General features: G+C 42.5%; 14 protein-coding genes. 9 read left to right on the forward strand and 5 right to left on the reverse strand.

Going from position 1 to position 24,548, the window contains the following annotated elements; genetic code table 11:
* Nucleotides 1-26 precede the first annotated feature (26 nt).
* From G498_RS0106960 to G498_RS0106970, 3 genes are all read left to right on the forward strand, one after another.
* Nucleotides 27-635, forward strand: coding sequence for a 50S ribosomal protein L25/general stress protein Ctc (locus tag G498_RS0106960; protein WP_026980519.1), 609 nt, complete (start codon nt 27-29; stop codon nt 633-635).
* Between the two features lie 358 nt (nt 636-993).
* Nucleotides 994-1,635, forward strand: a complete 642-nt coding sequence (pth, locus tag G498_RS0106965) for an aminoacyl-tRNA hydrolase (protein ID WP_026980520.1) — start codon at nt 994-996, stop codon at nt 1,633-1,635.
* Nucleotides 1,636-1,673: 38 nt separating this feature from the next.
* The gene (locus tag G498_RS0106970) at nt 1,674-2,201 is read left to right on the forward strand and encodes a hypothetical protein (protein WP_131387690.1); all 528 of its coding nucleotides are present in this window, start codon (nt 1,674-1,676) and stop codon (nt 2,199-2,201) included.
* A 47-nt stretch (nt 2,202-2,248) separates the two neighbouring features.
* Here the strand turns inward: G498_RS0106970 and G498_RS14775 are convergent, their stop codons facing one another.
* From G498_RS14775 to G498_RS0106990, 4 genes are all read right to left on the reverse strand, one after another.
* The gene (locus tag G498_RS14775; protein ID WP_051269778.1) at nt 2,249-4,936 is read right to left on the reverse strand and encodes a reprolysin-like metallopeptidase; all 2,688 of its coding nucleotides are present in this window, start codon (nt 4,934-4,936) and stop codon (nt 2,249-2,251) included.
* A gap of 132 nt (nt 4,937-5,068) precedes the next feature.
* Nucleotides 5,069-7,888, reverse strand: a complete 2,820-nt coding sequence (locus G498_RS0106980) for a zinc-dependent metalloprotease (RefSeq protein ID WP_026980522.1) — start codon at nt 7,886-7,888, stop codon at nt 5,069-5,071.
* Nucleotides 7,889-8,014: 126 nt separating this feature from the next.
* Entirely contained in the window at nt 8,015-11,299 is a 3,285-nt protein-coding gene (locus G498_RS14780; protein WP_051269780.1) for a zinc-dependent metalloprotease, read from the reverse strand.
* Between the two features lie 107 nt (nt 11,300-11,406).
* Nucleotides 11,407-14,136, reverse strand: coding sequence for a zinc-dependent metalloprotease (locus G498_RS0106990; protein ID WP_026980523.1), 2,730 nt, complete (start codon nt 14,134-14,136; stop codon nt 11,407-11,409).
* Nucleotides 14,137-14,293: 157 nt separating this feature from the next.
* Between G498_RS0106990 and G498_RS0106995 the strand changes: the two genes are divergently transcribed.
* The 3 genes from G498_RS0106995 (at nt 14,294) to G498_RS0107005 (ending at nt 17,149) form a co-directional block, all read left to right on the forward strand.
* Complete coding sequence (locus G498_RS0106995) at nt 14,294-15,226, forward strand: bifunctional riboflavin kinase/FAD synthetase (protein WP_026980524.1); 933 nt, start codon at nt 14,294-14,296, stop codon at nt 15,224-15,226.
* A complete protein-coding gene (locus G498_RS0107000; RefSeq protein ID WP_026980525.1) occupies nt 15,226-16,533 on the forward strand; it encodes an HTTM domain-containing protein in 1,308 nt (435 codons plus the stop codon). Before G498_RS0106995 ends, G498_RS0107000 begins: the two co-directional genes overlap by 1 nt.
* A gap of 163 nt (nt 16,534-16,696) precedes the next feature.
* Nucleotides 16,697-17,149: a hypothetical protein gene (locus tag G498_RS0107005; protein WP_026980526.1), complete on the forward strand. Its 453-nt coding sequence runs from the start codon at nt 16,697-16,699 to the stop codon at nt 17,147-17,149.
* Here the strand turns inward: G498_RS0107005 and G498_RS0107010 are convergent.
* Nucleotides 17,146-17,904, reverse strand: a complete 759-nt coding sequence (locus G498_RS0107010; RefSeq protein WP_026980527.1) for a UDP-2,3-diacylglucosamine diphosphatase — start codon at nt 17,902-17,904, stop codon at nt 17,146-17,148. The two genes, G498_RS0107005 and G498_RS0107010, sit on opposite strands and share 4 nt — an antisense overlap.
* A 480-nt stretch (nt 17,905-18,384) precedes the next feature.
* Between G498_RS0107010 and G498_RS0107020 the strand changes: the two genes are divergently transcribed.
* From G498_RS0107020 to G498_RS0107030, 3 genes are all read left to right on the forward strand, one after another.
* Nucleotides 18,385-18,789, forward strand: a complete 405-nt coding sequence (locus tag G498_RS0107020; protein ID WP_131387691.1) for a hypothetical protein — start codon at nt 18,385-18,387, stop codon at nt 18,787-18,789.
* Between the two features lie 6 nt (nt 18,790-18,795).
* Complete coding sequence (locus G498_RS0107025) at nt 18,796-24,159, forward strand: T9SS C-terminal target domain-containing protein (protein ID WP_026980529.1); 5,364 nt, start codon at nt 18,796-18,798, stop codon at nt 24,157-24,159.
* Between the two features lie 57 nt (nt 24,160-24,216).
* A partial coding sequence (locus G498_RS0107030; protein ID WP_026980530.1) for a PorP/SprF family type IX secretion system membrane protein occupies nt 24,217-24,548 on the forward strand: 332 nt, incomplete at its 3' end.

A 24,548-nucleotide genomic window follows, 5' to 3' on the forward strand; every position in this document is an offset into this window, starting at 1 on the left:
TTTATTAATTATTTAAATATTTCACTATGAAATCAATTACGATCAAAGGATCTGAAAGAGAAAGCGTGGGCAAGTCGGCAACGAAAGCGGCACGTAATGCTGGAATGGTACCTTGCGTGTTATACGGAGGAGATCAACCAGTACATTTTATCGCTGAGGAAAAAGCGTTTAAAAGTCTAGTATACACTCCAAACGTGCACACAGTAGCAGTTGAATTGGCTAGTGGAAAAAATTATGAGGCTATCCTTCAGGATATCCAGTTTGACCCGGTGTCCGACAAAATTTTACACATCGATTTCTATCAGTTAGATCCTAAAAAGGAAATTACTATGGAAGTACCTGTAAAAGTAGTTGGTAACTCTAAAGGAGTTATGGCTGGTGGGGTGTTACGTCTTAACCAACGTAAACTGAAAGTAAGAGCTTTACCAAGTAACTTACCAGACTTCGTGGAAGCTGATATCACGGAGTTAGAAATGGGTAACAAATTGTACATTACTAAAATCCCTACTAACAATTTCAAATTGTTACACCCGGACAATACAGTAGTGGCTCAGGTTCGTATTTCACGTGCGGCGATGAAAGCAGCTCAGGAAGCAGCCAAAGCAGAAAAAGGAGCAAAAGGAAAGAAAAAATAATTTTCGATCTTATCCATATCAAGAAGTCCCGATTTTGTCGGGACTTTTTTTATTCCTTCCTTTGGAGAGGTGTCCGTAGGACGGGGTGATTTTTAAGTAACCGTTATAGATTGTGCCCGCCTTTTTTCTTTTAATTCGTGCATTCGTGGTTACACATTTATTTTAACCACGAATGCACGAATTTTATTTGTCGATGATTTTTATTGGAGCGAGTGGTTTGGTCTTTTTTAGTAAAGGCAATTCCCGCTGTCCGTTATAGTTCTCCGCTGCGCTGCGAAGCTGTCACTCCCATCGGGGCTATTTTAAGTGGATTTGCCGCCTTTTTGGAAACGTTTTGAAATTCCACTACTTTTGCTTTATGAAATGGCTTGTAAACATCTTCAGAAAAGAAATTCCGCAAGGCGAACGCCACGATAAAAACAACAGCGAAGTGAGTAAAAAATTTTTAATAGTAGGTTTGGGCAACATCGGCGCCGAATACGTAAATACCCGTCACAACATCGGCTTTAAAATCCTCGATCATCTGGCTAAAAAGGAATCCCTTTCTTTTGAAACCGCCAAATTGGGTGCCGTAGCCGAATACAAAGTAAAAGGCAGAACCCTGATTCTTCTCAAACCCAACACCTACATGAACCTGAGCGGAAAAGCAGTTCAGTACTGGATGGAAAAAGAGAAAATCACCAAAGAGAACATCCTGGTTATCACTGATGATCTGAATCTGCCCTTCGGTACTATCCGTATCAAACCCAAAGGCAGCGACGGCGGACACAACGGTTTGAAAAACATTCAGCAGGTTTTAAATTCTGCGGATTATCCGCGCTTCCGTTTCGGCATCAGCGATGCTTTCAAAAAAGGAAAACAGGTCGATTACGTTTTGGGCGAATGGGACGAAGCGGAAAAAGCCAAACTGCCGGAGCGTATGGATGTGGCTGTACAGGTCATAACTTCGTTCGCGTTAGCCGGTTTGGGGAATACCATGAGTGAGTTCAACGGGAAATAGTTGGCAAACTTTTTGGTATCTTTAAGAAAAATTGCATTATGAAAAAATTATCCCTGCTTTCCATAGCATTGTGTTTTTCATGTCACACTCAGAAGATCGCCATGGCTAAAACATCCGAACTGCTGAAAAGCAACATCGAATCGGTTTGTCCCGAAGACGGCGCTTGTACGTTGGAGTTGCAGAAAAACAAAAGCATAGCCGTAAAAACGGATATCACGGGAAAACTGTATTGCGATTTGGAAGACCATCCGGGTACCTCGGTGATTCATTATGTATACACCCGAAACACCGATCCGGAGCTGCAGGACGGGCAACATCGCGAAGAAATTATATTTGAGATTGACAATACGGTATCCGAACTTGATTTGAATAATTGGAATTTGAGCCAGACCAAAATGATTTTCGGACGACATTGTTTCTGCAGGGGGCAGGCTGGTTATTTTGTTGTAAAACAGGGAAAATTAAGGCTGCAACATACTAAAGAGGCCTTGCGTTTTGTTTTGGATTTTACAGTTACAGAAGTGCCACAAACACTTACTCAGGTAAAAGGCACATTTACGCAATAAAAAAAGCTCCTCGTAAAAGGAGCTTTTTATTTTTAGTATGGGGTGAATTAATTGATTACAATTTTCTTCACTTCTTTTCTCTCACCATCCTGGACCGTAACCATATAGATTCCGGATTGTACGTGATTTAATTGTACATTTTGGTTGAAAGTTCCCGTGTTTTGGTAATTCTTTTCAAACACCAAGCGGCCTCTCATATCGTGAACTCCAACTTTTATGTTGTTCCCGGTATTTGAGTCGAAGTTTATTGTAAAGGCTCCGTTGTTCGGATTAGGATAAATAGAGAAGTTTTCCAATCCGAAATTTTCCGAAGCAAGCGTAACATTTTGATAACAGATGTTTAAAGAGTAGCTGTTTAAAGTGCCATTGTTGGCGGTTACCACGTCGGCAATCGCTAATCGCCAGGTTCCTGCAGCGTTCATGCCATCAAAAGCGCTTAAAGCATTTAAAGGTTTATAAGCATTTCCGCCATTAATACCGGCGCAACTCATTGCTACCCCTTCATCATCAAAAGTTGTATTCATGTTGGCAAAAGTGGTTCCGCAACCTTGTTGGTAAAGAACTAAATCTACCATGCTGCTTCCAGGTTTTACCAATCCGATATACAAATCATTGATTCTTGGGTGTGTGATGTTAACGGTTGCGTTGAAATCTGTTATGGTAACATTGTCAGGTACATTCACAGTACCGAATGCCTGCCATGCTAAAGGATTTTGAGCGGCAATCGTATTCGCTCCGATAGTAGCGTTGTAGGTGTTACAAACGTTGGTTACCTGGTAGCCGATGGAAATGTTTTTGGAAAGAGCGTAGAAAATATTGCCGACAGCTTCAACCATAATTCTACAGAAAGGAGCCGACACACTTGGTACTGTAATGGTTTCGGAACCATCGTTAGGAGTATTGGCCACTAAAGTGGTAAAAGTAGCTCCGTTATCAGATGAGAACAAAATATTTACGGTAGCAGTATTGATTCCGTTTCCGGTTGTGCCCGCAACATTCCAGGTAATGGTTTGTGATGATCCCTGTGTCCAGATAGTGTTGTCAACACTTGGGGAAGTAATTGTAAAAGGACCAACATTTGCAGTGGTAACGGTCATGTTTGCCCTGGCTGTCTGCCCCCCTGTCGGTGTTTGATTGTCGCGAACGGTTAAGGCAAAATTTAAAGTTCTGGCCACATTTGGTGTAACTTCATAGGCTGGTGTTAAATTGTTGTCTAAAACATCTGCAAATCTTGGAAAATAGCGTTTTGGAGATGTTGTTGGACTAAAAGATCTGTAAACAGGTCCGGTAGTTTGTGTCGTGGTTGGTAAGTTAACACCCGATGCCGCGTTTGTTTGTTCCCAGCAGTAGGTAAGGGCAGCCGATGGGTCTGCATCTGTAGCATTTCCAGTCAAAACAAAGGCAGTTCCGTAAGGTATTGTATAATTAGTTAAAGGCGTAATAACAGGAGCTGTGTTACCGTTATTGGTCTGAGGGGCACAGTTTCCGGCTCCAATCATGTGGGCATTCATGCTCGCAATACTAACTGCGTGAAAATACGCATCGGAGTTAGGCTGCACATCAGGTCCGCAAATACCGGCATAAGCCATGATGGTTGAGCCACTGGCAGGTTCAACAGCATCGGGAGCACTTCCGTTTCCGGAGCAGTTTCCGCCAGTACCGCTAAACGAGTGAGGTCCTCCAAATTGGTGTCCCATTTCGTGCGCTACATAGTCAATATCGTAAGGGTCACCTACAGGAGCAGGTGATCCGGTGATTCCTCTGGCTTTTTGTCCTGATATACAAACCACGCCAAGACCGGCTAAACCACCACCACCAGTACTAACGGTATGACCGATGTCGTAATTGGCATCTCCAATTGCACCGTTAATTACGGTTTGACTCTGTCCAATTAAAAGGTTTGCATTGGTGTTGTTAAAGCTGTCGGTAGTAACAAATATGATATCATCGTTGTTTGCTACTAAATTCATGCGCAACGACATGTCTCGTTCATAAACTCCGTTAACACGTGTCATGGTAACAACCATGGCAGCTAAAACGGTTGCCTTTTTTTCGGCATCGGTAACTTCCGTTTGTGGCGATGCATTAATATGGTAAGCTGCGTACTCAATTGTACAAGCCATTGCCAAACGGTATTGTCTGAATTTGCCATCTGTTGCCTGTGCTACGGTTGCAGTATTCTGTTTTAGAGCAGTCTCAGGAGTGTCTTCAAAATGACAAGTGAAACCTTCTGTTTCTCTGATGTTTTTTCTGCTGTAGACGATGTAGTTGTTCAGGTCTTTTGTATAGGTATCGATGTAGAAAGTTCCTTCGTTTCCTGAAAGAGCCATTACATGCAATCCAAAAACCGTCACACTAAAACGAATGGATGCGGTTTTGTCATCAATACCTTTTCCGATGTACGACTTGATATCGGGATATTTATCCGCTAATTCTTTTTCCATAACGGGTGCTTCGTAAATACGAAATCGGGCTAATTCACCCTTTGGATTCGGGAATGTGATAACCGTGTTGGAAGTTATTCCTTCGGAGTCTAATGGAGCACTGGATAAGTCGGTTTTTAACTGATTGAAATTTAAATTAAAAAGTTTGTAATCGGAAGGGATGGTTTTCCTTTCAAATTTTTCAAGAGACGAGAGTCTTTCTTCTGAAACGGCCCTCCAAAGTTTGTCCTGAGCTGTGGCGGTTATTACCACTGCAAAGAAAAACAATAGGGTTAGTAAAGTTTTTTTCATGTTAGTTTTAGTTTTAAAAATTAATTAGTCGGTGTCAAATGTAATTTTTTTTTAAATAAAATACTAAAAAACAATTATTTAAAATAAAAAAGGCATCTGTTTAAGATGCCTTTTGTTGTAAAATGTCAATTATTAGTTGATTGAAATTTTCTTAGTTTCCTTTCTTTCACCATCCTGAACCGTAACAATATAGATTCCGGATTGAACATTTTTTAATTGGATGTTTTGATTGAACGTTCCGGTATTTTGGTATTCGTTTTCAAATATTAAACGGCCTCTTAAGTCGTGTACGCCAACTTTAACGTTGTTGCCCGAATTAGAATCAAACTGAACGGTAAAGTTTCCGTTATTCGGGTTCGGATAGATTGTAAAATTCTCCAATCCGAAACTCTCGTTACCTAAAACAGGCACCATTTGCGAGTAGCATAACTGGATTGTAAATGTGTTTAATGTGGCTCCTGTATTATTTCCGTCTACTACAGTGTCTTTAAAATAAAGTTTCCAGGCTCCGGCACTATTGTTTCCGTTGTAGCCGCTAATGTTTGCACTGGAGTATGGGGCAAATGCGTTTGAGAAGGTATTGTCGTTCACGTTGGCACAATTAACGGCTGTACCTGTGGTATCAAACCATTTGTTCATGTTTGCACCGGTACAACCAGTGTTGTTATACCATAAAGCTGTATTTAATGATACTTGCCATGGGGCCATTAACAATAAGTTAAATTGTCCGATATTCGGGTGTGTAACATTTGCATAAAAATTAGCATCTGTAATGGTAAATGAATCTGTAATGTTAACCGAAATACCAGGATAAGATGTTCCTGTACTTTCCGTGATTGCAGAATTCAAGTTGAACGTATAATCATTACAAATATTTTGACTTTGGTAAGTATAATTACCAATCGCGATGTTTTTGGTGTTTACGTTGAAGAAGATGCTTCCGGACGCTTTAACCATAATACGACAGTTTGCGGCAGTTATGCTGGGAACTGTAATTGTTTGAGCACCGTCATTAGGTGTGTTGGCAAGGAGTACTGTACTAAATGTGGCACCGTTGTCCGTAGAAAGTAAGATGTCTACGTTTGCCCCGCCTGTGCTGGTATTGGTATTGTTAACAGTCCAAGTGATGTTTTGTGTAGAACCCGGAGCCCAAACGATACCGTCAGTGTTTTGAGAAGTTACGGTTAAAGGACCTCTTGCCGCATCAATAGTAACAACCATGTTGTCGAAGTTGGTTTGGCCCACTTTTACAGGAGCAGTAGCGCTGTAAGGAGCATTATCTCTAACTGTTAGTCTGAAATTTAGAGTACGAGCTACCGAACTCAATGCTTCTACTACAATTTCAGAGCCATTCGTAGTGGTTGAACCCGATAAAATAGAACTCATCTGAGGGAAATATCTAATCGGGGAAGTGGTCGGGCTGAATGATCTCCAGTTTGGACCTGTTGTTTTAGTCGCGGAAGCTGCAGAAGCCGCACCTGTTTGCATGGCATCGTCATTGTCGTATTGCTCCCAGCTGTATGTTAAAGCATCTCCGGCATTGGCGTCAGTTGCAGAACCAATCAGCATAAAAGGAGTGCTTTTAGGAATGGTATAGTCGGCACCTGCATTTGCAACAGGAGTAGCGTTGTTCGCTGCAATATTTGTAGTAACCGGACAAGTTTTACCGGCCAAATTAGTTTGAATTTGGCTGATGCTTGCCGCATGGTATACATCGATTGAGTGAGGAGCAACGTCCTCTGATGTAATACCAGCATATCCCATAATGGTTACACCGGATCCAACCTCCATGTTAACGCCAGAACCTTCATTGTTATTTGAAAAAGTATGGTTAGCACCTAATTGGTGCCCCACTTCATGCACAACATAGTCAATGTCGAAGTTGTCTCCTTGTGGAATACCGTCAGCAGGGGAAGTAAAGCCACTTCCTTTTTTCTTGTCATTAGGTGCAGCTGTATCATCAACGCATACACAACCAATACATCCTGCATTACCTCCACCTCCGGAAGCACCGAATAAGTGTCCAATGTCGTATGCGGCATTGTTGGCTGCCAATGACGTTGAAGGACCTGTTAAACTTGAGCTCAAAGTATTTTGTAACTCTGTGTTCCAGGCACCTGAAGCCCCAGTTGCTGCTGGTGAATAAGGGTCAGTTGCAGCGTTATAATAAATTACGTTTGTAGATTGTGCCACCATATTTAAATGCAGGCCTAACTCCCTTTCATATACGCCGTTACAACGAGTAAGGGTGTTGTTGATAGCGGCTAAAACTAAAGCTACCTGTGCAGAAGAAGTAGCTCCAAAATAGTTAGAGTACTCTGCGGTAACGGATTGTGCCAAACGCATGGTTTTTAATTGTCCCGTGCTAGATTTTCCGGTAACATTCTGAACTTGAGAAGTTAGTCCGTTAACCATGTTTTGGTCTTCGGTTGAACAAGTCCACCCTAATTTCCCTGCCTGTCTGTTTGATTTGAACACAGCATATACCGTGTGATCCTGAGAATATGGCTCAATAAATTCATTTTCTTTACCGGTTCTGAAAACCATGGTTTGAATACCTTGTGGTGAGATGCTCAATTTTAAGGTAGCGAATTTGTCGGTAATACCTTTACCCGAATAGGCTCTGATTTCAGGAAATTGTACCTGTAAATCCGCTTCGAAGTTAGATGCTTCATAGATTTCGAATTGTTCCAATTGGCCATTAACATTAGGAATCGAAACGATAACCGATTGAGAAGGGTTGTTGGTTTTAGAAAACAATTCTTGACGTAATGATCCGATGTTTAAATCGTACAGATCAAATTCTGTTGGGAAAGAAATTCGGTTAACACCTTTGTCTTTTGTTATTTTGTCTGTTGTTCCTTTATGAGCAGACCAAAATCTGTCTTTTTGCGCGTATCCCGTAGATAGTGCAAAAGCAGTTACTATGGTTAATAGTAATTTTTTTTTCATGTTAGTTTTAGTTTGAAAAATAATTAGTTGGTGTCAAAAGTAATTTTTTTTTGAGAAAAAACTAATAAGTAGTGTGTTAAAATAAAAGGCACCTAAACTAGATGCCTTTTATTGTTGAAAATAAAATTATTTGATGGAGATTTTTTTGGTTTCTCTTCGTTCTCCATCCTGAATGGTTACTAGATAAATACCTGATTCCACATTGTTTAGCTGAACTGTTTGATTGAATACGCCTGTGTTTTTGTACTTATTTTCAAAAACCAAGCGGCCTCTCATATCATAAACCCCTACATTAACATCATTGCCTGAATTGGAGTCAAATTTGATGGTAAAGTTACCGTTGTTAGGGTTCGGATAAATAACCAAATCGTTAATGCCGAAGTTGGAAGCGCTCAAATTTTCAGCCATACAAAGGTTGATGCTCCAGTTATTCACAGTTCCAATGTCGCCATTCCAGTAGTCTCTGGCACGTAAGGTCCAGGTGCCTGCAGCTGTTTTTCCATTTAAGGCAGCAAGTGGAGTGTCCGGAGAGAATGTACCTGTTGATGCAGCACACGAAGAGGCGGAAATAAACGGATTGCCATCGTCAAATGTTACATTTACACTGCTGAATTCATTTTCACAGTTTCTGTTCCACAGGTAAACATTTGTTCCGTCCGGATGCGACATCCAAACCACTAAATCGTCTATGTAAGCATGAGTGAACGATAAGGAAACATTTACGTCGTTGATTGTGCCGGTAACTCCGGCTGGAATTGTTATCGTTTTGTTTACTTCTGCTCCAGGGGTATTCGCGTTAATACCGTCAGGAACATTCAGGGTTGTATTGTTGGAGTAGGTATAGGTACAGTTGGATTGTCCGGTTAAGAAAGAGAATGTGGCACTGTAGGTTCCGGAGCAACCGGCATTTTTAGGCATAACCCTCCAGTAATACGTAGTTCCTTCAGATAAGCCTGATACGGCATACGATGTAGTCGATACGGTCGTGTTTGCAACAATTGAGGTAAATCCGGCATCTGTAGCAACCTGAACGTCATATAAAGTTGCAGCAGCATTTGCAGGCCAGGTCAGAATAGTGGTTGTGCTCTGGGCCGTAGCCATGTTTGCCGGTGATGTTAAGTTCTGAGTACCAAAATTTGAGTTAACCAAATCTAAATAGAACGGTACGGTTCTGGAAGTGGCACCAGAAGTTGCGGTAACTACCATAGAATATAAAGCCACTGGGGCCGCATTCGTATTTGAAATGGTTAAAGTAACAGTTCCGTTGGTATTGATGGATGTCGGGCTAAAAGTAGCTGTAGCACCAGCCGGGATACCCGTTACGGTAAAAGTTGTGGTTCCGCTGAAGCCGCTGTATGCGGTATACGGAATAGTATAATTCACACTTGCTCCCTGACATGCAGTTTTGTTTTGCTCACCCGGAATTCCGTTGAACCCAACCGCGAATGTGCTGGCAGGTGCGGTAATCGTAAAATTGGTGTTGGAAATATCGTAAAAAATATGATTGTTCCCTTTTACCATTATTCGATTATTCGTTCCCACAGTGTTTGGTACGGTTATGGTTTCAGTTCCGTCGTTCGGTACTTTGCTTGCCAATAACGTTGGATAAGTGTTTCCGCCGTCGTTGGATAAATAGATATCAACGTAAGTGGCGTTTACCCCATTTGCAGTAGTTCCTGCAACATCCCAAGTAACTGTCTGATTGGTTCCGGCTGTCCATGAAATCGCTGTATTGGGAGCAGTAACCAGAAAAGGTCCGGCAGTACCGTTAACCGTTACGACCATGTTGTCGGTATTGGTTTGTGGTCCGGTAACTGCATTATCTCTAACAGTTAATGCGAAATTAAGCGTTCTGGCTACCGAACTTAAGGCTTCTACTGTTATTTCGGTTCCCATAGTAGTGGTTTGGTTGGCAATTACACGTGCTAACGGTGGGAAATAACGGCTTGGTGACGTTGTCGGATCGTATGATCTCCAGTTAGGTCCTGTTGCTTTAGTTGCAGAGGCGGCACTGTTTGCTCCTGTTTGTGTACTGCTTGCACTGTCAGTTTGTTCCCAACAGTACGTAATTGGGTTGCCTTCGGCATCGGTTGCGGTACCAGTTAAGATAAAAGGAGTGCTTTTAGGGATAGTATAGTCAAGTCCTGCGTTTACAACAGGAGCAGTATTTGTTACGGTAGTTCTTGTAGGACAGGTTTTTCCTTCCATATTGGCCTGTACCTGATAAATACTGACAAAATGAAAATAGTCGTCGGAATTTGGTTGTACGTCCCGAGAGGTAATACCGGCATAGCCCATAATGGTAGATCCTGAACCCGGTTCGACATTTACGCCAGTTCCCTCGTTGTTGTGGGAAAAGGTGTGGTTGGCACCAAACTGATGACCTAATTCGTGAGCCACATAATCAATGTCAAAAGTATCGCCCATTGGGACACCGTTGGCAGGAGATGTGATTCCGCTTCCTTTCTGACCGTTCACGCAAACGCATCCGATACAACCGGCATTTCCGCCACCACCAGAGGCGCCAAACATGTGTCCTACATCGTAATTAGCTTCTCCGATATTGTTGGTTAAGGTGTTTTGCAGCTGAGCATTCCAGTTCGCCATTGTTGTATAAGGATCCGTACCGGCATTGGTGTAGATAACCAAATCGGTATTGGCAATTATGGTCATGTGAATGGCAAAGTCTTTTTCAAACACTCCGTTTACACGGTTAATCGTGGCGTTAATTGCCGCTAAGGCCTGTGGTTTGGTTCCGCCAAAGTACTGTGTGTATTCGCCGTTACAAGACATCGCCAATCGGAAGTTTAACAACTCTCCGGTATTTGATTTGGCCGTATTTGTAGTTTTGTTTGCAAGAGAACTCATTACCATTTTGTCTTCAGTAGAACAGGTAAATGGAAGGTCTCCTTTGTTTCTGGAGGAGTTGTATACGGCATAAATTTTCCCGTCTTCGGAATAAGGCTCCATGAATTCATTTCTCTTGTCGGTTCTGAAGACCATGGTCTGGATTCCGCTCGGGTCAATACTCAGACGCAACTGAGCCGTAACATCGTCCAGTCCTTTTCCTACGTATGATCGGATCTCCGGGAAACGTTCCTGTAGTTCGGGAGCAAAATTGGAAGCTTCAAACATTTCAAAACGTTCCAGGTTTCCTTCTGCATTTGGGAGGCTGATTACTACTTTGCTTCTTTGGGTTTTAAAGCGGTCCGGAGCATTCAACAACTGTTGTTTGATGGTTTCGAAATTTCCTTTGAAAAGCTGGTAATCTTTTGGGAAATTGTCGCGCCGAACGTGTTTTGCAGTCTTGACATTAAAGTCGGATACTTTTGTCCAAAGGCCATTGTCCTGGGCATACCCTGAAACGGCAAATAGCAACGAAAGTAAAGACAATCGTAAAGTTTTCTTCATGATTAGTTAAATTAGTTAGTATGGCAAATATATAAAAACTTTTGATTTTCAATTAAATGAATAAAAAAAGGAGGCTTTAGCCTCCTTTTTGTTATTGAAATTATTAATTAATTAACAGAAATCTTTTTCACTTCTTTTCTGTCGCCATCCTGTACAGTCACCATATAAATGCCCGACTGAACATTGTTTAACTGGATGTTTTGGTTGAAAGTACCCGTGTTTTGGTATGATTTTTCAAAAACTAATCTTCCTCTCATATCGTGAACACCAATTTTAACATCGTTTCCAGAGTTGGAATCGAATCTAACGGTGAAGTTGCCGTTGTTAGGGTTCGGATAGATGTTGAAGTTTTCTAAACCAAAGTTTTGGGAAGCTAAGGTGAACGTTTGTGTACAAACTTCAACAGACCAGTTGCCAATAGAACCGGTGTCTCCATTCCAGAAGTCGGCTGCTAATAAAGTCCAGGTTCCGTTAGCCGGTTTTCCATTGTATTGGGATAGGGCTGTTGATGGAGAATAAGTTCCGGAAACATTTCCGCCAGAAACACACACGATTGCAGGAGCACCATCATTGAACAAAATATTGAAACCGGTTGAGGTATTGTTACAGTTTCTGTTCCACAGCGCTACTTGTGTCCCGTCAGGGTGATCCATAGCAACAACCATGTCCCAAGTGTACGTGTGAGTAGCTGCCACAGTAACATTAACATCAGTAATCTCAGCTGTATCAGGTATACTGATTGTCTTACTTACCACGGCTCCAGGAGTGTTGCTTGCTATTCCGTCTGGAACTGGCAATGTGGTATTGTTGGAATACGTGTTACAAGTTGTACTTACTGTATATCCAATAGCAATGTCCTTAGTGTTTACGTTAAAGAAAATACTGCCGCTTGCTTTAACCATGATTCTTGCTTTTTGAGCCGTGATGTTTGGGATAGTTACTGATTGTGAACCATCATTCGGCGTTCCGGCTACCAATACGGTTGGGAAAGTTGCTCCTCCGTCAGTAGACAATAAGATGTCTACGTTGGCACCACCAGCGCTGGTATTTGTATTGTTTACAGCCCAGGTAATGGTTTGAGTGCTTCCTGGTGCCCAGGTTTGCCCTGCCGTATTTTGTGAGGTTACCGTTAATGGTCCTCTCGTGGCATCAATTGTAACCACCGCGTTGTCAAAATTTGTCTGACCACCACCGGCAACATTGTCTCTTGCGGTTAAGCGGAAGTTTAAGGTTCTGGCTACAGAACTTAAGGCTTCTACAACGATTCCTCCAGATCCCATAGTAGTAGTCTGTCCGCTTAAAACGGTACTCATTGTAGGGAATACGCGGGTTGGGGAAGGAGTTGGGCTGTATGATCTCCAGTTAGGTCCTCCTGTTTTTGTAGGTGAAGCCACACTGTTTGCATTTGTTTGAGAAGTTGCAGTATCTGTTTGTTCCCAGCAGTACACAAGCGGGTTGCCTCCTGAATCTGTGGCAGAACCGGTTAGCATAAACGGAGTGCTTTTTGGGATTGTGTAATCCGCACCGGCATCTACAACCGGAGTACCGTGTGTTATCGGGGTATTAGTCGGACAGGTTTTCCCGGTCATATTGGTTTGAACCTGAGCTATACTTACCGCATGGAAATAATCATCCGAGTTCATTTGTACGTTGTAATCCGTAATACCGGCATATCCCATGATAGTTGATCCTGAACCTGGTTCTACGTTAACACCCGTACCCTCAACACCAAAAGAGAAAGTGTGATTGGCTCCAAACTGGTGCCCCATCTCGTGTGCTACGTAATCGATGTCAAAAGTGTCTCCTGCTGGCACGCCATCCGCTGGTGAAGTAATACCAGATCCTTTGTTGGTGTCATTTGCTGCGGCAGTGTCGTTAACACACACACAGCCAATACAACCGGCATTTCCACCGCCACCGGTAGCACCGAACATGTGTCCGATGTCATAAGCAGCATTATTAGCCGCTAAAGAAGTGGATGGTCCTGTAAGGCTGGAACTCAACGTGTTTTGTAACTGAGTATTCCAGTTCGCCAAAGTGGTGTAAGGGTCTGTGGCAGGGTTGTAAAAGATTACATTTGTAGTTTGTGCCACAATGTCCATGTGGATTGCAAAATCCTTTTCGAAAACACCGTTTACACGGGTCATGGTAGCGTTGAAAGCCGCCAAAACCAGCCCGGATTGTGCAGCACTTGTTGCACCGAAATAGTTTGCATATTCACCGTTACAAGATAAGGCTAAACGGAATGTTTTTAACTGAGCAACACTTGATTTGTCAGCTGTAGTAAGTTTGTCTGATAAATCGTTTGCTATGGCGTGGTCTACGGTTGAACAGGTAAAAGGGAGCTGTCCTTTATTTCTGCTGGAATTGAATACGGCGTATGTTTTTCCGTCGGCAGAATACGGTTCCATGAACTCGTTTCTTTTTCCGGCTCTGAAAACCATAGTCTGAACACCTCTTGGATCGATGCTTAAACGAACTTGGGCATAGATATCGTCAATGCCGATACCAACGTAAGAGCGGATTTCCGGATATTGGGCCTGTAAAGCAGGTTCAAAATTGGAATGTTCCACCATTTTGAAGCGCTCCATTTTTCCTTCCGCATTTGGTAAGGAAATGATAACTTCGCTTTTGTTTTGAGCCGCAAATAGGGTTTGTCTTAAAGAGGTTAAATCCAAATCAAAAAGTTTGAATTCAGATGGGAAACTTTCTCTTTGTGCAGTCTTGGAAATCTCCTTGATTTCTCCTTTAGAGACCTTCCAAAGCCTTTCCGTCTGCGAATATCCGGTGGACATCGCAAAAGCGGCCGCTAAGGTAAAAAGTAATGTTTTTTTCATTTTTAGTCTTTGTTGGATTAATGTTAATTTGCTCAAATTTACATTTTTCTTTTTAAATTAGTAAAAAATTAACATAAAAATGTGGTTATGTGAATTTATGACAGCGGTTCATTTTGTATTGTTCCGGCAATAAGTATCTTTGCACAAACACAAGGATTTGAAAACTTTTTACGCTATACCGGAATTTCGCGCTAACAAGAAAACAGTTCTTACTTTAGGAACTTTTGACGGCGTGCATTTGGGACATCAGTCCATTCTTAAAAAGCTCAAGAAGGCCGGTGAAGAACTGCATTGTGAAAGCTTGGTGCTTACCTTTTTTCCGCATCCTAGAATGGTGTTACAGCAGGATTCCGATATTAAACTTTTAAATACCATAGCCGAAAAATCGCTTTTGCTGGAGCGTTTTGGGGTTGATAATCTGATTATTCATCCTTTTGATGCCACTTTTTCCCAATTGTCTGCCGAGGCGTTTGTGTCTGAGGTTTTGGTGAAGCAGTTCAATATAGCCAAAATTATTATCGGGTATGATCATCGTTTCGGGAAAAACCGTTCGGCCACCATAGATGATTTAATTGTTTTTGGTAAAAAATATTCGTTTGAAGTGGAGCAAATCTCCGCTCAGGAAATTGATGAAGTATCGGTGAGTTCCACCAAAATAAGGACGGCTCTTGATAATGGCGATGTGGAAACGGCAAGTGCTTATTTGGGGTATCCTTATTTTTTTTCCGGTAAAGTAGTGAAAGGAAAGCAATTGGGAAGGACGATTGGTTATCCCACGGCAAATATTGAAATCCCGGAAGAATATAAATTAATTCCCAAAATTGGCGTGTACGTCGTATCTTCGGAAATAAATGGGAAAACCGTTTTCGGAATGATGAATATCGGCTACAACCCCACTGTAAAAGGCACGAACAAAACCATTGAAGTGCATTTCTTCGACTTTAAGGCCGATATATACGATACGGAGGTAACAGTTTCTCTCCATCAGCGCCTTCGCGATGAGCAGAAATTCGGTTCCGTGGAGTTGCTTCAAGAACAATTGTCTCGGGATAAAGTGGCCTCGCTAGAATACATTTCAAAACATTTTTGATGAAGTTGAATCCTTTCAAGCCTGTCGACAACGCCCCACTGATTCTTTTTCGAATCTTTTTCGGATTGCTGTTCGCCTGTGAAACGTTTGGAGCAATAGTAACAGGTTGGGTGAAGGATAATTTTTTGCAGCCAAATTTTACCTTTTCGCATATCGGACTGGAATGGCTGCAGCCGCTGCCGGGCTACGGGATGTATCTCTATTTTGGAGTGATGGGGTTGCTATCCTTGCTGGTGATGGTTGGTTACCGATACCGTCTGACTTTGGGAATGCTTACCCTGCTTTGGGCCGGCGTGTATTTCATGCAGAAAACATCCTATAATAACCATTATTATTTATTGATGTTGGTGGCGTTGCTTTTGTTGTTTCTGCCGGCTAATGCATACGCTTCGGTTGATGCTGCTCAAAATCCCAAGATAAAAAGTCTGGTCATGCCGGTCTGGTGTTCCTGGGTTATGATTGGACAGATTGCCATCGTGTACTTTTTTGCAACCGTTGCCAAATTTTACCCGGATTGGCTAAACGGAACCTTTACGCGGAATCTTTTTTCGGGGATTGCCGGATGCTCTTTTCTTAAGGGTGTTTTTACTCAGCCGTGGTTCTGTTTGTTTATCGCTTATGCGGGAATTGTCTTTGACGGACTCATTGTGCCGGCTTTGCTTTGGAAAAAGACCCGAACGGTTGCGTTAATCGCCTCGCTGGTGTTTCATATTTTTAACTCGATAACACTTAGGATAGGTGTTTTTCCGTACTTCGCCCTGAGTTTTGCGGTTTTTTTCTACGAACCCGAAACAATCCGGAACCTTTTCTTTAAGAAGTGGAAGCCTAAAATAGAAGAGGCCATTTCTGTTGCGACTGGCAGAAAGACGCTGCTTTACTTCTTTTTGCCTTATTTTGTGATTCAGCTTGCGTTGCCTTTGCGACATTGGTTTATAAAAGGAGATGTGCTCTGGACCGAAGAAGGACATCGTTTAAGCTGGCGCATGATGCTTCGCGATCGTGACGGCATTGTGGCTTTTAAAGTGGTTGACAAGAAAACCAAAATCGCAATGTATTATCCCTATGATCGTTACCTGACGCGCAAGCAGGTGAACGGGATGACTTCCAAACCGGATATGATTTGGCAAATGGTACAGCGCATCAAAAAGGAAAACCTTCAAAAGGGAAGAGACGTCGCGGTTTACGTAGATTGTATGGTTTCTGTGAATCGGGGTCCGTATAAACGTCTAATTAATCCCAATGTCGATCTGGCTGCCGCCGATTGGAACTATTTCGGTCACAGCTCTTGGGTAATTCTTTACGAGTAGTCTGCAGGTTGCTGCTATTTAACTAATAATTAGGCTTTTAAAAAATACGGTTTGAGAAAAATTTTATATTTTTGTTAAATGATTGTGTAATTTATACAGGATGATTTGTTCTCGTGTAAACTTCGCAAATAAATAGTGTTTAACCTGATAAATATAAAATGCTATGTTCAAATCAAGAGAATTCAGAAACGGAACCATAATTTTTGTGGGTATCGGCATTTACTTCTTAATAATGGAAATGTTAGGTTGGTCAGACAACTTTTATTTGAGAATCCTCAATGTCTTCATTGTGCTCTACGGCACCAACCGAACCATTAAAGCCAATGTTTACGACGGTCATAACGACTATCTTTTCAATCTTACTTCGGGAGCTATGACGGCTTTTATCGGCGTGATTTTAAGTGTTATTGCCTTAGATATCTACATACATTTACGCGGTGGGGCAGACTACATTAAAACACTGTCGGAGGCGTTTCTTTTTGGAGGAAACCCGTCGGTTTATCAGTATTGTGCCGGATTGCTGTTTGAAGGTTTGGCGTCATCGGCTATTGGTGCCTTTACGTTAATGCAGTATTGGAAAGGCAAAACGGTACGAGACGGCCATTTAACCCATTAATGGTTGTACTTTTTGAGTTCGAATTCCGTACCGTCAAAAACACCGTAGGTAAAATAACCGATCCAATCCCCAAGGTTGAAATATCTGGAGTTGTCTTTCAGCAGGATTTCCAGAGGTAGGTGTCTGTGGCCGAAAATGAAGAAATCATAGTGTTTTTTCTCCAGTTTGCGTTCGGCATACTGCACCAGCCATTCGTTTTCTTTTCCCAGGAATTTTACGTCTTCAGCTCCGGAAATCAGTTTGTTTTTCACAGAAAGATACTGCGCCAACCGAACACCAATATCCGGATGTAGCCATCGGAACAGCCATTTCGAAAAAGAGTTGGTAAAAACCTTTTTCATGCGCTTGTATCCTTTATCGCCTGGGCCCAAACCGTCTCCGTGGCCAATTAAAAAAGACTTTCCGTTAAAAGTGTATTCTTTGGTAGTGTGGTAAACCGGGATGTTCAGCTCTTTTTCAAAATAGTCGTACATCCATAAATCGTGATTGCCTACAAAGAAGTAAATCTGAATGCCGTTGTCGCGCAACTCGGCTAATTTCCCTAAAACCCTTACGAATCCTTTCGGAACCACCGTTCTGTATTCAAACCAAAAATCAAACAAATCGCCCAGTAAAAAAATAATTTCTGCATCGTGGCGGATTTCCTCCAGCCAGGCAACAAATTTTTGCTCTCTTGGGAAGCTTTTTTCAGGAGTTGGTGCTCCAAAATGTTGGTCTGAAGCGAAATAGATTTTTTTATGCTGTGGAATTTTCATACACCAAATATAAGGATTAGAAATCTTTTTTAGATTTTTTTTGGTCTAAAACATTTGCGGTACAGCGTCGAGGCATTGTCAATAGGTATTTAGTGGTAAGAAAATTGTGTAGAATCATTATAAATTAACTAAAACGCCAAATTTTTTTATAAAAATAACCATATGTGTTAAAAATTTGTAAATTACGGCGTTTTTTTTTGTTAAAAACACAGATTTTATTTTTTAGTGGCAGTTATAAAACAAGATATGTACTGTCAATGCTTATAAAGACGTTACTTTTTTGATTTGTGAACACAGTATTAATAATTAACACTTACACCTGTATGATAAAAGAAATACGCTTCTAAATTGTTTGATTCTGAACAAAATATAAATCTAATTCGGTTTTCTTGATAAATGAGTTGCTATACGTCATGGTGTCGCTGCGTGCTTTATTGAGAAAATTATCATAAAAATCAACACAAAAACTATATTAACCTTATGAAACATCTTCAATTAGTACTAACCTTGCTTGTTTTCTTTGTGATGTCTTCCGGATATTCACAGCATTCAAACCCAATTAACGGCGATGTCGTTTACAACCTGCCACCAGGAGCCAAACTGCTTCCTAAGGCAAAAATTTATGACTTGTCTTTCAAGTTAAACAAGAATGCAACGAATGTATCGTACCAGCAGTCCGATTTAAAATTTTTAAAAGAATTTGATGCGGGAGCTATTGAACAGCTCAAAAATGAAGACCCCAAATACTTTGCCTATTTATCAGAAGGAGAGAATTTTATAAAATCCTTGTCGCCGAAAGTCAGAACGATTTACACAGACACGGAATTATGGTATATCTATGCTTTTGATCAAAAATTAAAAAACACGCTAACCACCATAAAGTAAGGATTCATGAAAAAAAACTATCTTTTAAGCTTACTTTTTTTACTGATCAGTTCTGTTGTAATAGGACAGAATTATAATATGACCAACGGAGCCAATGGTACTATCAGTACTTGTTCCGGTAATTTCAGAGATGGAGGAGGGAACGGGAACTATGCCAACAACCAATCCAGTACCATCACGTTTTGTCCTTCAACACCGGGAACCGTGATTCGATTGACATTTACCAGTTTTGATACAGAAATTATAGGAACCACAGTCTATGATTACTTGGAAATGTGGCAAGGAGCAACAATTACGGGTGCCGCTTTTGATACTTTCGCAGGTACACCAACCGTGCCTTTTACGGTAACGTCATCTAGCCCAGATGGTTGTTTGACCTTTAGATTTACTTCAGATAGTTCAGTTAACAGAGCCGGATGGAATGCAACCATTTCATGTGTTGTACCGTGTACTGCCGCTACGTCCCCGGTTGCCAATATGGTAGACACCAGTCCGGTTACAATCTGTCCTCCATCGGCTTTAAATCCGGGTTCGACAACTGTAGCTTTTAATGCTTCAAACTCCACGAACGGAGGATTTACAAATGACCAGTTTACTTGGGATTGGGGTGATGGTACTACAAGTGTTACCGCCACACCAACTACCACCCATACCTATCCGACTACACCAGGAATCTATATGGCTTCGGTTAAAGTTAGAAACAGTAACGGGTGTTTCAGTACAAATTATGTCTCGAGGAAAATTCAAATACAACCCGAACCCAATTTTACGGGGACCACTACCGGTCCGGTTGCCGTTAGTTGTGGAAACTCGGTTACTCTTAACGGACTGGCAGTTTCTCAGACCATATCAGAGACGGCGCCAACAGTTTCAGGCTCGCCGGTTTTATTACCAGACGGATCTGGAGCGAGCTATTTGTCTACATTGAATTTTTCAGGAATGTTTCCGGCCGGGGCAACAATGAGTCCGGGCTGTTACCCTACTTTGAATTTTAGTATAGAGCATTCCTTCTCCGGAGACTTGCAAATAGATTTAATTGCTCCCAGCGGACAAAGTGTTAGGGTTTTCGACAGACATGGGGGCTGGACTTTGTTCGGAACCTGTGCAAATGCCGCCGATAATTTAGTACCCGGATGTCCTGCTAACTATACAGTTGTAAATTCAGGAGGAGTTAACTGGACAGCGGCTGGGAATACAACTACAGCAACGGCTAACTGTGCAGGCTATGCAGGTGCTTGTGAGGCGGGGAATTATTACATCCCTCAAACCTATAATTCCACCAATAGTTTTGCCGCACTGAATGGAGCGGCATTAAACGGTACCTGGACGCTTCGCATCTACGATCAGGCAGCATTAGATGATGGTTTTATTAGTGGTTGGTCTTTGGTGTTTCCTTCCGCTTGTTTTGGAAGTATGCAAAGTGACACGCCAGATTTAACCACAGCCACTTGGTCTACAACAGGAAGTGGTCCGGCTGTACCAGCTCAAACAACAACAAGTACTGTAGTTAATAATCCGGGCCCGTCTTGTCCTGCACCGGGACCTTGCGTTGGAAATCAGTTGTCGAATAATGTTACCATAGGACCGTTTACTTCACCGGGTTCTTACGTATATTCTTTTACAGTAACCGATGAAAACGGATGTCAATACAGAAGAAATGTAACTGTTAATGCTACTTGTTCGTGTCCAACGGCTTCAATAAGTTATCCGGGAAGTCCATTCTGTAATGTAGCAGGTACACAAGCGGTTACGATTACCGGAACGGGTGTTTATACCGGAGGTACTTACAGTGCTCCGGCAGGTTTAAGTATCGATTCTGCCACAGGTGAGATTAACACCGGTGCAAGTACACCGGGAACTTATACGGTAACATATAACTATAATCCGGGAGGCGGTTGTCCGGTTATAAATATAACGACACCTGTTACGATAAATTCTAACCATACGATAGCTGCGGGTTCAAATCAGGCGGTTTGTATTAATTCGCCCATTACCCCAATAAACATGACTATTGGGGGTGGAGCCACAGGTGCTACGGTTACCGGTTTGCCGACAGGATTGAGCTCTTCGGTTGCGGGAACTACTTTAACCATCAGCGGAACACCAACCGTATCCGGTACGTTCAATTATAATGTTACGACTACCGGCAATGCTTGTGCGGTAGCTACAACTTCAGGAACAATCACCGTAACGGCACAAAACACGATTGCCACTGGTACGAGCCAAACCGTTTGTGTTAACAATGCCATTACAACTATTACCTTGGCCACTACGGGAGCCACAGGCGCTACAATAACAGGTTTACCAACAGGGGTAACAGGTTCTTGGGCAGGTAATGTCGTGACCATCAGCGGAACCCCAACGGTATCAGGAACCTTCAATTATACGGTAACCACCACGGGAGGCTGCCCACCGGCAACCACAACAGGAACAATCACCGTAACGGCTCAGAATACAATTGAAGATGGAATCAGTGAAACAGTTTGTATCAACAATGCTATTACGCCTATTACCTTGGCCACCACAGGAGCCACAGGCGCTACTATAACAGGTTTACCTACAGGAGTAACAGGCTCTTGGGCAGGTAATGTCGTAACCATCAGCGGAACCCCGACGGTATCGGGAACCTTCAACTATACGGTAACCACCACGGGAGGCTGTCCGCCGGCAACCACAACAGGAATACTTACTGTTAGTTCGGCAATAGTCCCGGTTACAGGTTTTAGTTATGCAACACCTATTTGTCAGAATGAAGCTAACCCAATGCCTAATGAGGTGTCTGGATTTACAGCGGGAGGAACTTATTCTTCAACTGCCGGATTGGTTTTTGTGAGTACAACTACCGGTGAAATTGATTTAGCGGCGAGTACACCAGGAACTTATATTGTGGAATACCTGTATCCGGCTTCTTCATGTGGTGTTGAAGGCAGCAGTACATTTGAAATCACTATTACCGCATTGCCGGTCATTGCTTTGACGTCTGATGTAGCTACTGCTTCGCAAACTATTTGCGAAAACGAAAGTATAGTTGCAATTACTTATGAAGTTTCCAATGCTACAGGAGCAACAGTAACAGGATTACCTGCAGGAGTGACAAGTAATTTTGCTTCAGGAATAGTGACAATTACCGGGACACCAACTGCTGTTGGGGTTTATAATTTTACAGTTAGTACAACTGGAGGCTGTTCCCCAAGTGCCACGGCTGTTGGAACAATTGTTGTTAATGTGCTACCATTGGTACCAGCTATCAATACAGTTTCACCGACTTGTACCTCAGACGGAATCAGCGCGATTGCGAATTATGACGGAGGTATGACCTATGTGTTTACCCCGTCAGGGCCAAGCGTAGACGGTACGGGATTAATCAGCGGTATGGTTGTCGGAACAGCTTATACTGTTGTGGCAGACAATGGGAACTGTACTTCAGGGGCTTCGGTTTCTTTCAGTAATGGAGCAATGTTGACAACACCATCGGTACCAACCATTAATACGGTTTCACCGACTTGTACCTCAGACGGAATCAGCACGATTGCGAATTATGACGGAGGTATGACCTATGTGTTTACCCCGTCAGGACCAAGTGTAGACGCTACGGGATTAATCAGCGGTATGGTTGTCGGAACAGCTTATACTGTAGTGGCAGACAACGGAAGTTGTGCCTCTTTGGCTTCAGTTTCTTTCAGTAACGGAGCGATGCTGACGACTCCATCGGTACCCGCTATCAATACTGTTTTGCCAACTTGTACCTCAGATGGTATCAGTACAATTGCGAATTATGATGCAGGGATAACCTATGTGTTTACGCCTGCAGGACCAAGTGTAGATGCAACGGGATTAATCAGCGGTATGATTGTCGGAACAGCTTATACTGTAGTAGCGGACAACGGAAGCTGTACTTCTGGTGCTTCGGTTTCTTTTAGTAATGAATTGATGTTGACCACCTTGCCAACTCCGGATATCAATACAGTTTCACCGACTTGTACCTCAGACGGAATCAGCACGATTGCGAATTATGACGGGGCGGTAACCTATGTGTTTTCACCTGCAGGACCAAGTGTAGACGCTACGGGATTAATCAGCGGTATGGTTGTCGGAACAGCTTATACTGTAGTGGCAGACAATGGAAGTTGTGCTTCTTTGGCTTCAGTTTCTTTCAGTAATGGAGCGATGTTGACAACTCCATCGGAACCAACAATAGCTACTGTTTTAAGGACTTGTATTTCAGACGGAAGCAGTACGATTGCGAATTATGACGGAGGCGTAACTTATATATTTACGCCATCAGGACCAAGTGTAGACGCTACGGGATTAATCAGCGGTATGGTTGTCGGAACAGCTTATACTGTAGTGGCAGACAACGGAAGTTGCGCCTCTTTGGCCTCTGTTTCTTTCAGTAATGGAGCGATGTTGACGACTCCATCGGTACCAATTATCAATACTGTTTTACCAACTTGTACCTCAGATGGTATCAGTACAATTGCGAATTATGATGCAGGCGTAACCTATGTTTTTACACCATCAGGACCAAGTGTGGACGCAACCGGATTGATTAGCGGTATGGTTGTCGGAACATCTTATACTGTAGTGGCAGACAATGGAAACTGTACTTCAGGAGCTTCGGTTTCTTTCAGTAATGGAGCGATGTTAACGGCTCCGTCGGTACCAACTATTGATACAGATTTGCCGACTTGTACCTCAGACGGAATCAGCACGATTGCGAATTATGACGGAGCGGTAACCTATGTGTTTACACCGTCAGGACCAAGTGTAGACGCTACGGGATTAATCAGCGATATGGTTGCCGGAACAGCTTATACTGTAGTGGCAGACAATGGAAGCTGTATTTCTGCAATGAGTGCATCGTTTAGTATTGAACCGATGATAATCCCGCCGATAGTTACTTTTACAGGAAGCTGTGCCGGAGGTGCTTTTACTTTGGTAGCCGATCAAATAAATCCGTCTTACAGTTACGAATGGTTAACCAGCAGCGGAATAAGCATAGGAACATCCAGTTCGCAAGTAATAACTTCTGCCGGAACCTATACATTAGAAGTTGATACAGGGAATGGCTGCATTTCTTCATACAGTAATGCTTATACTACAATTTTGTGTGAAATTCCAAAAGGGATTTCACCTAACGGAGACAATTTGAATGATAACTGGGACATCGAAGGCTTGAACGCCAAATCAGTTAAAATCTTCAACCGTTACGGAACAACCGTTTACGAGCACGGGGCGGGTTACACCAACCAGTGGCACGGACAGTCTAAAAATGGCAATGAGTTGCCGGACGGAACGTATTACTATGTAGTCGAGTCTGGCGATGGTCAAACCAGAACCGGATGGGTATATATTAACAGAGAACGATAAAAGCAGATAGAGAGCACTGCTTGGAAACAGGCAGTGCTTTTAACTAATAAGAAAAGCATGAAAAAAATTTATTTGTCGGCGTTATTAGCCTTTATTGGTTTTACGGACGTCCAGGCACAGCAAGACCCTCACTATACACAATACATGTATAATATGAGTGTTATGAATCCGGCGTATGCGGGATCGAAGGAGAGTTTATCGATGGGTCTTTTGTATCGCAAGCAATGGGTTGAGATTGAAGATGCTCCGACTACGGGGACATTTTTTGGTCATGCGCCTGTTGGTAAGAATGTAGGTTTGGGTTTGTCGTTTATCTCCGATAAGATTGGTCCTGTTGAGGAGAACAACGTCTACGCGGATTTCTCCTACACCCTGCAATTGGGCGGCGA

The sequence above is a fragment of the Flavobacterium suncheonense GH29-5 = DSM 17707 genome (assembly GCF_000430025.1).
In the GTDB taxonomy this organism is placed as follows: domain Bacteria; phylum Bacteroidota; class Bacteroidia; order Flavobacteriales; family Flavobacteriaceae; genus Flavobacterium; species Flavobacterium suncheonense.

Coding starts and splice junctions, on each gene's coding strand:
- G498_RS0106960 (WP_026980519.1), top strand. CDS start 27: ATGAAATCAATTACGATCAAAGGATCTGAAAGAGAAAGCGTGGGCAAG.
- pth (WP_026980520.1), top strand. CDS start 994: ATGAAATGGCTTGTAAACATCTTCAGAAAAGAAATTCCGCAAGGCGAA.
- G498_RS0106970 (WP_131387690.1), top strand. CDS start 1,674: ATGAAAAAATTATCCCTGCTTTCCATAGCATTGTGTTTTTCATGTCAC.
- G498_RS14775 (WP_051269778.1), bottom strand. CDS start 4,936: ATGAAAAAAACTTTACTAACCCTATTGTTTTTCTTTGCAGTGGTAATA.
- G498_RS0106980 (WP_026980522.1), bottom strand. CDS start 7,888: ATGAAAAAAAAATTACTATTAACCATAGTAACTGCTTTTGCACTATCT.
- G498_RS14780 (WP_051269780.1), bottom strand. CDS start 11,299: ATGAAGAAAACTTTACGATTGTCTTTACTTTCGTTGCTATTTGCCGTT.
- G498_RS0106990 (WP_026980523.1), bottom strand. CDS start 14,136: ATGAAAAAAACATTACTTTTTACCTTAGCGGCCGCTTTTGCGATGTCC.
- G498_RS0107000 (WP_026980525.1), top strand. CDS start 15,226: ATGAAGTTGAATCCTTTCAAGCCTGTCGACAACGCCCCACTGATTCTT.
- G498_RS0107005 (WP_026980526.1), top strand. CDS start 16,697: ATGTTCAAATCAAGAGAATTCAGAAACGGAACCATAATTTTTGTGGGT.
- G498_RS0107010 (WP_026980527.1), bottom strand. CDS start 17,904: ATGAAAATTCCACAGCATAAAAAAATCTATTTCGCTTCAGACCAACAT.
- G498_RS0107020 (WP_131387691.1), top strand. CDS start 18,385: ATGAAACATCTTCAATTAGTACTAACCTTGCTTGTTTTCTTTGTGATG.
- G498_RS0107025 (WP_026980529.1), top strand. CDS start 18,796: ATGAAAAAAAACTATCTTTTAAGCTTACTTTTTTTACTGATCAGTTCT.